This window comes from Mesorhizobium sp. AR07 (assembly GCF_024746815.1).
Classification (GTDB): domain Bacteria; phylum Pseudomonadota; class Alphaproteobacteria; order Rhizobiales; family Rhizobiaceae; genus Mesorhizobium.
Map to the genome: position 1 here is coordinate 4,274,234 of NZ_CP080525.1, position 10,468 is coordinate 4,284,701.

Genomic DNA, 10,468 nt, shown 5'->3' on the forward strand with positions numbered 1-10,468 from the left:
TCTCGACCGCCGCCACGAACCGGAACATCCACCGGTTCGTGGCACCCTCCATTATGCATATTCCAAACACACAAGGGGCAGCGCCGACCTACAGCGATTGCCCTGCACGAAAACTGCACGCACTTGCCGAAAACCTCCTCGGATCCGCCCCGCCGTCTCCCTGCCGGCCTGCGAGACAGGCGGCATGCGAAAACGAGCAAAACCCCGTCTGCCTTACCGGCTGCGCAGCGAAGGCTGGTGGCTGGTCGATCCGCCGCGCGCGAATCCCGTGGTCATCCCCTTTGCCCGCAGAAATCCGGCGACGGTTCGGCTGAAAGCCATCAGGAAAGCCCGGTCATGACAGTGTTGTTCTCTGCCGCACCGGGCTATTGCGCCCGCTTCGGTGTTGCCGTGTTGCTGGTCGTGCTGGCGGATTTTTTCTTCTACGGCCAGCCCGCCGGCATCACGGTGTTCCTGTTCGCCATCCTGATTGCCGCCGCGGTCGTCGCCGTGCATCCGACCGCCTTCAGCGATAGCAGGCTCTGGCTCAAGCCCCTCGCTCTGCTTGTGGCGCTGCTGCCACTTGCCGAGAATGTCAGCGCCCTGTCCGTCTCGATCGCGCTTGTGGCCTTGGCCGTCTTCGCGCTTTCGCGGAGCGGGCGCCTGCGCCATCGCATCGCTCGCATTGCCGGCCAGATCGCGCTGTTCGGGCTGGCGGCGCCGTTCCGGTTCGCAAGCGATTTCATCCGCTGGCGCAGGACGGCGCACCGGTTCGGCGGTCGCCGCGTCCGGCTGGCGGCGATCGCCGTCTGGGTGATGCCGATGACGCTCGGCGCGGTCTTCCTGGCCCTGTTCGGCGCCGCCAACCCGGTCATCGATTACTGGTTGTCGCTGATCGACCTGCTGAAGCTGCTCGATCTCATCCAGCTCACACGCATTGCCTTCTGGCTGTTCGTGCTCGCCGGTGTCTGGGCCTTTCTGCGGCCACGCCTGCCGCGCGTGTCGCGCCGCATTCCGTGCGCAATGCCGCCGCCGGCGGTCAGCGCCCAATCCGGGAAAACCGTCACCACCGTCGAGGATATTCTGTTCGGCAAACCGGCCATCCTGCGCGCGCTTGTTATCTTCAACATCCTGTTTGCGCTGCAGACCGGGCTCGACGCCACCTATCTGTGGGGCGGGGCAGCACTTCCAGACGGGCTCAGCTACGCCGCCTATGCGCATCGCGGCGCCTATCCCTTGATCGTCACCGCGCTGCTTGCCGCCGGCTTCGTGCTGGCAGCGCTGCGGCCCGGCGGCGCGACATCGGCCGAGACCTACTGGCGTGTCGCCGCTTTCGTCTGGATGGGACTGGTGGCGGCCGGCCTTGCCCTGATCGTCGCCCACATCGCGCTTGGAAAATCCAATGAATGGCTGTTGTCCGCCAATCTTCTGACGTTATCGGCGACGCTTTATGCCGGCTGTTTCATCAACTTCGCCGCACTGATCGCCAATTACAATGTCGACCACTCCCTCGAAATGACCGGCCAGGGCATTTCCCTCGACGCCTGGTATCTGCGCTCGCTCGGTCCGGGCGCGTTTCCGGCGCTGGATCGCTTCCTCGATCATCAGAGCCGCACGGCCGCCGCCAACGATCCCGTCTTTCGCCAACTGGCGGGCGTGCGCGGCAGCGACGAAGGCTGGTATCGCACCCTCCAGCAGAACTGGCGCGCGTGGAGCTTTCGCGACTGGCGGTTGCTTGCCTATCTCGACACGAGGGGCCTGTCGTGGTTCCTCAGGGTACTGAACCTATGCCGGGCCGCTGATCATGCCGCATCACATCCTCGTCGCCGACGATGATCCGCATATCCGCGAGGTGATCTGCTTCGCGCTGGAAAAGGCCGGCATGAAGACGGCTGCCGTTTCCGATGGCGCTGCCGCGCTGCGCGCGATCGAACGGCGCACACCCGATCTGGTCGTGCTCGACATCGGCATGCCGGAGATGGACGGGCTGGAGGTCTGCCGGCGGCTGCGGCACACATCCGATGTGCCGGTGCTGTTCCTGTCCGCGCGAGATGAAGAAATTGATCGGGTGCTGGGTCTCGAAATGGGCGGCGACGACTATGTGACCAAACCGTTCAGCCCGCGTGAGCTGGTCGCCCGCGTCAACGTCATCCTGCGGCGCGCCCGCCCGGTGCCGCCCGAACCGGTGGACGAGCGGCAGTTCGCGCATGGCAAGCTCGCTCTGGCGCCGGCCAGCCATGCCGCCAGTTTCGACGGCAAGCCGCTTGCCCTGACGGGTATCGAGTTCTCGATCCTGAAGGGGTTTCTGGCGCGGCCGACGCATGTGCTCGACCGCGACGCGGTGATGGCCAATGCCTATGCCGCCAACATCCATGTCGCCGGCCGCACCGTCGACAGCCATATCCGCAACATCCGCGCCAAGCTGGCAGCAGTGGGTTGCCAGGATGCCATCGCGACCGTGCATGGCGTCGGCTTCCGGCTCGGCCGATGCGGCTGACCCGCAAATGGATTGGCCGCAAATGGCGGCCGCGCCTTGCCACGGTCGTCGTCGCCATCCTGATCCTGGTGATGGCCTTGCCGCTGGTCGGCCTGTTCTTCTTCCGGCTCTACGAAAACCAGCTGATCCGCCAGACCGAAGCGGAGCTGATCGCGCAAGGGGCGGTCATCGCCGCCATCTATGCGCAGGATGTGCGCGACGCCGGCATTCCGCTGGACAAACTCGGCGCGCCGATGCCGTCGGCGAACGGGAATGCGAGCCGAAGCGCCGATCCGGATCCTTTGTACAGGCCGATCGAGCCGCGTCTCGATCTCGCCTCCGATTATGTGCTGCCGACGCGGCCAGCGGCGATATCAGCCACCCTCGATCCGGCCTTCGCGGCGATCGGCGCGCGCCTGTCTGATATTCTCGATGCCACGCAGAAAACCACGCTGGCCGGCTTCCGGCTGCTCGACCCCAAAGGCGTCGTCATTGCCGGGCGCGGCGAGGTCGGGCAGTCGCTTGGCGAGGTCGAAGAGGTGCGAGAAGCCCTTGCCGGCCGCTATGCCAGTGCGCTCAGGCTGCGCATCCTCGACCAGCCGACGCCACCACTCTATTCGGTCAGCCGCGGCACCAAGGTGCGTGTCTTCGTCGCCATGCCGGTGGCCGTCGCGGGCCAGGTCGCCGGCGTGGTCTATGTGTCGCGGACACCCAACAACATCGTCAAGCATCTCTATGGCGAGCGCGGCAAGGTCACCCTGGCGGCGATCGCCATCCTCGGCGGCACGCTGCTCATCGGCCTGGTCTTCCTTCGCACGGTCAGCCGGCCGATCTATGCGCTGATCGACCGCACAGAGCGTATCGCCGCCGGCGATCGCGCCGCGATCCGGCCACTCGAGCATCACGGCACCTACGAGATGGCCGAGCTGTCCGCCGCCTTCCTCGACATGGCCGAAAAACTGCAGGCGCGCTCGGACAGCATCCAGACCTTTGCCACCCATGTTTCGCACGAGCTCAAATCGCCGCTGACGGCGATCCAGGGCGCGGCCGAGCTGCTGCGCGATTCCGGGTCGGCGATGGACGATGCCGAGCGGCGGCGATTCTCCAACAATATCGTCACCGATGCGGGACGGCTTAACCTGCTGGTCCGCCGGTTGCTCGACCTGGCGCGGGCCGAAAACCTTGCCCCGAGCGGCGAAAGCGCCTCGATTGGTGCCGCACTGGCGCTGCTGCCCGTCGACGACAGGCTGGCGGTTCGCGTCGAGGCCGGCGGCGATGTCGGCCTGCGCATATCGGCCGAGAACGCGGCAATCGTGCTTGCCAATCTCATCGACAATTCGGCCAGGCACGGCGCGACGCTGGTTTCGATCGCCGCGACAAGCGCTGGCGGCAAGGCGACGGTGCTGGTCAGCGACGACGGCGCCGGCATTTCGCCGAGCAACCGGGCGCGCATCTTCGAGCCATTCTTCACCACGCGGCGCGATTCCGGCGGCACCGGCATGGGGCTCGGCATCGTGCTGGCCCTCCTGAAAGCGCATGATGGTATGATCCGGCTGGTTGACTCCGAACGCGGCACGCGCTTCGAGATCATTCTGCCAACCGCGTGACTCCAATCAGCGGCTCGAATCGGAAAGGGCATAAAGCGTGCGCTACGACATCGTCATCATCGGCGGGGCCATCGTCGGGTCCTCGATCGCCTATTATCTGCGCGAGGAGGGGTTTTCGGGCTCGATCGCGCTCATCGAGCGCGATCCGCAATTCGCCCATGCGGCAACGACCCTGTCCTGCGCCTCCATCCGCCAGCAGTTCTCCATTCCGGAAAACATCCGCCTGTCGCAGTTCACGCTAAAGCTGTTCCGGCGGCTGAAGGAAGAGTTCGGCGCTGATGCCGATATCGGTTTTCGCGAGGGTGGTTATCTCATCCTGGCCGGCGAGAACGGGCTGCCGATCCTGAAAGCCAATCACGAGGCGCAGATGGCCGAGGGCGCCGACATCGTGCTCGAGGACGCGGAGGCGCTCGTCCGTCGGTTTGCCTGGCTGTCGGCCGAAGGCATCACCGCCGGCGCCTATGGCCGGACAGGCGAGGGCTGGTTCGATGCGCATGCGATGCTGATGCTGTTCCGCAAGGCGTTGCGGGGCAAGAAGATCGATTTCATCACCGCCGATGTCACCGGCATCGAGCGGCAGGGCGACCGCGTCACCGGCGTCAGCCTCGACAATGGCGAGACGCTTCAAGCCGGCACCGTGATCAACGCCGCCGGGCCGAATGCCGGCAATGTGGCTGGCATGGCCGGGCTGGCACTGCCGGTCGAGCCGCGCAAGCGCAACGTCTTCGTCTTCGAGGCGCGCGAAAAATATGCCGACATGCCGCTGCTGGTCGACCCCTCGGGCATCTATGTCAGGCCGGAAGGTTCGGTCTACATCACCGGCGGCGCCGAGCCGGAGGAGGGCGACGGGCCCGCCGATCCCCAGGATTTCGAGCCGGACTGGCCGCTGTTCGAAGAGGTCATCTGGCCGGTGCTGGCCACCCGCATTCCCGCCTTCGAGGCGATCAAGCCGACACGCGCCTGGGCCGGCCACTACGATTACAACACGCTCGACCAGAACGCGGTGATCGGCCCGCATCCGCGGGTGACGAATTTCCTGTTCGCCAATGGCTTTTCCGGCCACGGCCTGCAGCAGGCGCCGGCGGTGGGCAAGGCGCTGGCCGAACTCATCGTGCATGGCGGCTACCGCACGCTGGACTGCTCGGCCTTCGGCTACAGCCGGGTCGCCGAGGGGCGTGCATTCCGCGAATTGAACGTGATTTGAAGGGCAGAGACGACCTTCAGGGATTTGCCAAGGCGCCTGCTCCTTCGTCATTCCAGGGCGAAGCAGGAGCGAAGCGACGTCGCAGGGACCCTGGAATCCATGCCGCGACTGCGGCCGGAGGGCGTCAGCGGTGCAGAAGTTTGTTTGATGTCAGCGGGAAAGCACCCCTCTGTCCTGCCGGACATCTCCCCCTCAAGGGCAGAGCTATCGCATATGGATTCTTGCGAAGAAGGACCCCCACCCTAACCCTCCCCACAAGGGCAGGGCTATCGCATATGAGTGATAAGGCTGATGAGGTCTTGATCGGCCCATCGTGCTTTGAGTCGTTTGTGGCTGAGCGGGATGTTTTCCGGGTCGGCTCTAAGGATGTTGAGAGTAAGGCGCCGAAGTATGGCGTGGTTTGCCGGCGCGTTGTTCTTGCGACCCCTGATGCGATCTTCGCAGAGCAGGACGTCGAGTTGCCAGTGCAGCTCATTCTCTATGCTCCAGTGGCGGCGAACGGAGGCGATCAGTTCTTTGGCCGGCATTGTGCGCGACAACGCATAGCAGCGGACCTTGTGGGTGGTCTTGCCATCGACGGTGCGCCAGCTTTCGACACGGCCGACGGCGCAAAGGTCGACGAGCGCGTTCTGGCCCGGCGTCTGGGCGAAGGGGACGACGAAAGCACGGCGCACCTCGTGGCGGCCATGGGCATCCTCGTCGACCTGATGGAACCTGGTTCTTTTGCTCGCAGCTGCCGCGTCGAGGGCGGCATTGGCCTGTACTGCCAGTTTCGACTGGTTGCCCTTGATGGCCAGCACATAGTTGCCGCCACCTTCGCGGATGGTCTTGGTCATGCGGCGATGGCAGTGCAAGGCATCGCCGGTGACGGTCAACCCCTTGAGCGACAACAGCTTGAGCGCCTCGATCGCAGCCTCGACCTCGCCACCCTTGTGTGCCACGACCTGAGCCAGGCTCATGAAGGTGTCGCAGGCAAAGACTGTAACCACCAGCGGCGGCATGTGGGCGCAGCCCTTGGCGTAGGCGCGCCTGAGGCTCTTGCCGTCGACGGCGACTTGGCCTTTCGGCACATCGATGTGCGCCTGTGTGCCGAAGGCGGCCATGAAGCGCATGAAGGCGGCGTTGAAGGCCACCGGATCGAGTGCGGCCAGCACCCGGCTGAAGGTGTCGTGGCTGGGCACGCCGTGCTTGAGGGGGATGAACTGCCGCAACAGATCGAGCCGCGACTTGGCAAACAGCACCATCTCCGTGCAGTGCGTCGCTCCGCAAAGCACCGCCGCCAGCGCCACGAACAAAATCTCTGGCAATTCGTGCTGGGCCGTGAAGTCTCGAGGGTCCGGAACCTCGTCGAATATATCCACAAACACCATCATGACCTCCTGTCTTCAAGAGGTCCGTCAGAATCAATTTCTCTCCACCACGCAAGTGACCCGATCTACTCATGTGCGATTCCCCTGCCCACAAGGGGGAGGGAATGCCGCCGCGCTCTTGATCTTTGGCGTCAAAACGTCGGCAATTTGCCGAGACGGAATCTCCCTCCCCCTTGTGGGGTGGGGACAGGGGTGGGGGTAAATCGTAGAGCGATGGTATCAACGATGATTTGCCGGCTAACGCCGATGAGGTCTCTCAATAGCGCCGTGCCGTAGCCCTTGCGGCGGTGATCGGGCAAGAAGGTAAGGGACAGGTGCTGCTGTATCTTAGGGTTTGCGCCGAATTGTCTTGCCTCTGGACAGCTTGCCATGAAGCGGCGAAAGTGCCACCCGGCAGCGGACATATTGAGGCGAATGGGATGGCGTCGGCATCGGATTTCGAACAGGCGGTCGGGTCGGTTTTCACTGCCGCGATTGGCGGCAGGCCGGTTTCCCTCGAACTGACCGCGGTCCGCCAGATCGCCGCCAGCCCGCGCCCCGACGGCGGCTTCACGCTTTTGTTCAGGGGGCCGCGCGACATAGCGCTGCCGCAGGCCATCTACCACCTCACCGGCGATGCTATTACCGACGACATCTTCATCGTGCCGATTTCAGCCGACGCGACCGGCTATCTCTACGAGGCCGTGTTCAACTGATTTTGGCGGTCCGGCCAGTCGGGCGGCGGCCAGACCACAGGGCGGTTCGGAGGGGCGGCTCGACATATGATCGACCATATCCAGATCGCTGATGTGCTTGACGAAGCTGCGTGCAGCGCGCTGTGCGCGGAAATTCGGGCGGCGAGCGGCCGCCCGGCCGGCCTGATGGGGCGTGCCGACCAAAAGCCGGCTTGGCCTGAGGTGCGCAGGACCACGCGCGCCGAGGTCTCGCCGGCCACCGAGACGCTGGTGAATACGCTTCTGACCGCGCAGAAGGCGGCTCTGGAGCGGCATTTCGGCCTTGCGCTCGGCCGTGCCGAAAAACCTCAGTTTCTTCACTATCGCGAGGGCGATTTCTTCGTGCCGCACCAGGATGGCAACACGCCGCTCATTCACGACGAGTCGCGGTTCAGAAAAATCTCGGCGGTGATCTTTCTCAACCGCCAATCGGACGATCCTTCGCCCGAAACCTATTCAGGCGGCTCACTGGTCCTGCATGGGCCTTACAGCGGTCCGGACCTGCGCGTCGCCATGCCGGCAGTGCCGGGCTCTCTCGTCGCATTTCGTTCGGAGACAACGCACGAGGTCACCCCGGTCACGCGCAACGAGCGTTTCACCATCGTCTCGTGGTATCGCGGCGCGTGACGACGGGTGAGGCTGTCACGGCCGCTTGGCAATCCAGGAACACCGTTTCACACTTGCCCGAATGCATGTCGCGTTGAACCGGATCAGGACACGCCTTAAGCGTAAGCGCTGCCCCTCACCTGCCTGCCGGCATCCTCTCCCCGTATAGTGACGGGGAGAGGGGTGCTGTCATCGATGGTTTCGCCAATTGTCAGCGTTGCAAGAAAGGCGCCGCGTCGCGGCCAGCCCCTTTCTCCCCGTCACTATACGGGAGAAATGTCCGGCAGGACAATGAGGGGCGGCGCGGACCAACGATCCTTAATCAGCGCGTTTGCGCGAGGTTTTCACGCAACGCGCTTTAGCTAGCGCGGCCGGCACACCATCAGATCATAGACGCCCTTGTCCTCGGCGACGGTGAAGCCCAACCGCACATAGAGTTGCATGGCCGGATTGTTCTTCTCGACGTGAATCGACACCGATTTGCCGGCTAACCATGCCTCGTCGATGAGGTCGCGCAGCAGTGTCGCGCCGAACCCTTTGCGGCGATGCGCCGGCAGGAAGGCGATGTCGATGATGCGGTGCTGGCTCGGCCAGCGCTCGATATAGAGACGGCCGATGTCGTCTCCGGCGTGCGTGATCACCAGCCAGTCGGCCTCGGGATAGTGCTTGATATAATGCGCGTGCTGGGCCTGGAACTGCATGGCCAGGAATGCCGCTTTCTGCTCGTCGGTCCACGACGTGACCGCAAGCTCCTCGGCTCGGGTCGAGGCGTAGAGCCGCGACAGGAACGGCATATCGGCATCCGTGGCTGGGCGAAACATCAGCCCGGCGCCAGCCGCCCGCACCCAGCCGGTCGACATCGCTTCAAACACCTGCAAACCGGTTCATCGACAAGATCAGGGGCGTGCCGGGAAGATTCCTTGCAACGCGATGCAGAAGTTGAGTGTCAGATACGGCATCAAGTTGTTGTGCGGCAGGTCGCCGCCCGTTGGTTGCACCGCATTGTCGCTCAGCGGTGTCAAATTCGCGTTGCTTGTTTGATAAACCGCGCCGCCCGCCGACCGCGCCAGCGCCGTCGCTGGCGATGGTGCGAACAGCAGCGCGGGAGGAACGGCAGCCCTAAGCGAATGCGTATGTTGCGGCATCTCGGTCTGGAGCAGGAGTACCGTCGTCGACCCGCCGGTTTCCCCCAGGAAGTGTTCCTGTCCGCCAGCAGCCTGGCCGGGCTGCATCGGCGCATTGCCTTGCATGTCCGGCAAGGCGAAGGTCGACTTGCCATCGCCGCCATAGGTTGTGCCCAGCAGCGAGAACAAAGCCGTGTTTTGCGAGATCGGCAAGAGCTGGCCGTCACAGGTGGCCCAACCCCTCGGCGCGAAGTTGAACGGGAAAATTCGGATTTCTGCGACGAATTGGTCCGACATGGTCCTGTCCTATGTTTGGCTCGGAAAAATGCCGAACAGCGAGATGATGAAATTGACGCAAAGGTAAGGCTGCAGGTTGCTGTGCGGTTGGCTGCCGCCGGCAGCGGTCATCGAGGACGGCCCGAGCGACACGCTGGGATTGACGGCGGAATAGACTTTCAGCGTCGACGACTGGGCGAGCACGTTGTTGCCCGGGGCGCTGGCGCCGCCGATGTTGGTTGTCGCCATGAACGGGTGCGAGTGCGAGGCAATCTGTTGCGTCGTGAGCAGAACCTCCTCCGCACCCGCCATCTGTCCGATCAGGTACCCGCTGCCTTGATGCAGCGGCAGCCGGCCCGACAGGTTCGGCAGATTGAAAGTCTCTTGCCCATCACCGCCATAGGTGGTGCCGATGAGCTGAAACAGGGTTTCATACTCGGAGATGGCTAATGTCTGGCCTTGGCAGAACATCCAGCCATTCGGATTGAAATTGCCGGCGAACATGCGAATCTCGCCCACATAGCCTGTCATCGTTGGATCTCCTTCAATTTCGCGAGGGAAAGATGCCGACAAGGGCGATGCAGAAGTTCAAGGTCAGATATGGCTGCATGTTTTCGTGCGGCAGGCTGCCGCCGACGCTGCTGACTTCCGTCGGGATCATCGTCGTCAGGTTCGCCGGCGCGCCGTAGAGCTGATTGCCCGGCCCGAGATAATTGTTGGTGGCGATCACCTGGTCACCGTCCACCGTCGAGGCGCTGGCCCCATGCACATGGGACGGCAATTCCTGGGTGCTGAGCGTATGCGACGGCTCACCGCCGGCCTGACCGAGGAAAAATCCTTCGCCGCCCATATGCGTCGGCACCCGGCCCTGCAGATTTGGCAGCGCAAAATTAGTTTGCCCATCGCCACCGTAAGTCGTTCCCAAAAGAGAAAACAACGCCTGGTTCTGATTTATAGGCAGCAACTGCCCATTGCAGAACGCCCAACCCTTGGGAGGGAAGTTGAACGACATCAGTCTTATCTCCGATAGATACGGCTCTGACATATATGCCCCCTCCAGTTTCTATTCGGCACCGTCAACATGACAGATCGGATCGAAAAGTCGATATGAAT

11 protein-coding genes are annotated in these 10,468 nt (G+C 63.5%); 6 read left to right on the top strand and 5 right to left on the bottom strand.

What is annotated here, in order from left to right; all coding sequences use genetic code 11:
- Positions 1-336: 336 nt before the first annotated feature.
- The 4 genes from BPNPMPFG_RS21780 to BPNPMPFG_RS21795 are packed head-to-tail and all read left to right on the top strand — an operon-like array spanning position 337 to position 5,266.
- The gene (locus BPNPMPFG_RS21780) at positions 337-1,815 is read left to right on the top strand and encodes a DUF4153 domain-containing protein (RefSeq protein WP_319945947.1); all 1,479 of its coding nucleotides are present in this window, start codon (positions 337-339) and stop codon (positions 1,813-1,815) included.
- A complete protein-coding gene (locus BPNPMPFG_RS21785) occupies positions 1,784-2,476 on the top strand; it encodes a response regulator transcription factor (RefSeq protein ID WP_258590724.1) in 693 nt (230 codons plus the stop codon). Before BPNPMPFG_RS21780 ends, BPNPMPFG_RS21785 begins: the two co-directional genes overlap by 32 nt.
- On the top strand, positions 2,467-4,062 hold the full coding sequence (locus BPNPMPFG_RS21790; RefSeq protein WP_258590725.1) for an ATP-binding protein: 1,596 nt from the start codon (positions 2,467-2,469) through the stop codon (positions 4,060-4,062). Before BPNPMPFG_RS21785 ends, BPNPMPFG_RS21790 begins: the two co-directional genes overlap by 10 nt.
- A 37-nt stretch (positions 4,063-4,099) precedes the next feature.
- Positions 4,100-5,266 carry an NAD(P)/FAD-dependent oxidoreductase gene (locus tag BPNPMPFG_RS21795; protein ID WP_258590726.1) on the top strand — a complete coding sequence of 389 codons (1,167 nt, stop codon included), beginning with the start codon at positions 4,100-4,102 and terminating at the stop codon, positions 5,264-5,266.
- A 266-nt stretch (positions 5,267-5,532) separates the two neighbouring features.
- Here the strand turns inward: BPNPMPFG_RS21795 and BPNPMPFG_RS21800 are convergent, their stop codons facing one another.
- The gene (locus BPNPMPFG_RS21800) at positions 5,533-6,639 is read right to left on the bottom strand and encodes an ISAs1 family transposase (protein WP_258590727.1); all 1,107 of its coding nucleotides are present in this window, start codon (positions 6,637-6,639) and stop codon (positions 5,533-5,535) included.
- A 416-nt stretch (positions 6,640-7,055) separates the two neighbouring features.
- On the opposite strand from BPNPMPFG_RS21800, the gene BPNPMPFG_RS21805 reads away from it, so the two are divergent.
- Complete coding sequence (locus BPNPMPFG_RS21805) at positions 7,056-7,331, top strand: DUF6916 family protein (RefSeq protein WP_258590728.1); 276 nt, start codon at positions 7,056-7,058, stop codon at positions 7,329-7,331.
- Positions 7,332-7,397: 66 nt separating this feature from the next.
- Entirely contained in the window at positions 7,398-7,976 is a 579-nt protein-coding gene (locus BPNPMPFG_RS21810) for a 2OG-Fe(II) oxygenase (protein ID WP_258590729.1), read from the top strand.
- 341 nt (positions 7,977-8,317) lie between these two features.
- Here the strand turns inward: BPNPMPFG_RS21810 and BPNPMPFG_RS21815 are convergent, their stop codons facing one another.
- Genes BPNPMPFG_RS21815 through BPNPMPFG_RS21830 form a run of 4 tightly spaced genes read right to left on the bottom strand, consistent with a single transcriptional unit; the run spans position 8,318 to position 10,400 of the window.
- Complete coding sequence (locus BPNPMPFG_RS21815; RefSeq protein WP_258590730.1) at positions 8,318-8,815, bottom strand: GNAT family N-acetyltransferase; 498 nt, start codon at positions 8,813-8,815, stop codon at positions 8,318-8,320.
- A 36-nt stretch (positions 8,816-8,851) separates the two neighbouring features.
- Complete coding sequence (locus tag BPNPMPFG_RS21820; protein ID WP_258590731.1) at positions 8,852-9,376, bottom strand: phage tail protein; 525 nt, start codon at positions 9,374-9,376, stop codon at positions 8,852-8,854.
- A 9-nt stretch (positions 9,377-9,385) separates the two neighbouring features.
- Complete coding sequence (locus tag BPNPMPFG_RS21825) at positions 9,386-9,886, bottom strand: phage tail protein (RefSeq protein WP_258590732.1); 501 nt, start codon at positions 9,884-9,886, stop codon at positions 9,386-9,388.
- A 13-nt stretch (positions 9,887-9,899) separates the two neighbouring features.
- Positions 9,900-10,400 (bottom strand): phage tail protein, encoded by a 501-nt coding sequence (locus tag BPNPMPFG_RS21830; protein WP_413776796.1) that lies wholly within the window; start codon positions 10,398-10,400, stop codon positions 9,900-9,902.
- Between the last annotated feature and the right edge of the window lie 68 nt (positions 10,401-10,468).

What these genes read in the sequence shown, in the direction of transcription:
- BPNPMPFG_RS21780 (WP_319945947.1), top strand. Translation starts at nt 337, where the DNA reads ATGACAGTGTTGTTCTCTGCCGCACCGGGCTATTGCGCCCGCTTCGGT.
- BPNPMPFG_RS21820 (WP_258590731.1), bottom strand. Translation starts at nt 9,376, where the DNA reads ATGTCGGACCAATTCGTCGCAGAAATCCGAATTTTCCCGTTCAACTTC.
- BPNPMPFG_RS21805 (WP_258590728.1), top strand. Translation starts at nt 7,056, where the DNA reads ATGGCGTCGGCATCGGATTTCGAACAGGCGGTCGGGTCGGTTTTCACT.
- BPNPMPFG_RS21800 (WP_258590727.1), bottom strand. Translation starts at nt 6,639, where the DNA reads ATGATGGTGTTTGTGGATATATTCGACGAGGTTCCGGACCCTCGAGAC.
- BPNPMPFG_RS21815 (WP_258590730.1), bottom strand. Translation starts at nt 8,815, where the DNA reads ATGTCGACCGGCTGGGTGCGGGCGGCTGGCGCCGGGCTGATGTTTCGC.
- BPNPMPFG_RS21825 (WP_258590732.1), bottom strand. Translation starts at nt 9,886, where the DNA reads ATGACAGGCTATGTGGGCGAGATTCGCATGTTCGCCGGCAATTTCAAT.
- BPNPMPFG_RS21785 (WP_258590724.1), top strand. Translation starts at nt 1,784, where the DNA reads ATGCCGCATCACATCCTCGTCGCCGACGATGATCCGCATATCCGCGAG.
- BPNPMPFG_RS21810 (WP_258590729.1), top strand. Translation starts at nt 7,398, where the DNA reads ATGATCGACCATATCCAGATCGCTGATGTGCTTGACGAAGCTGCGTGC.
- BPNPMPFG_RS21790 (WP_258590725.1), top strand. Translation starts at nt 2,467, where the DNA reads ATGCGGCTGACCCGCAAATGGATTGGCCGCAAATGGCGGCCGCGCCTT.
- BPNPMPFG_RS21830 (WP_413776796.1), bottom strand. Translation starts at nt 10,400, where the DNA reads ATGTCAGAGCCGTATCTATCGGAGATAAGACTGATGTCGTTCAACTTC.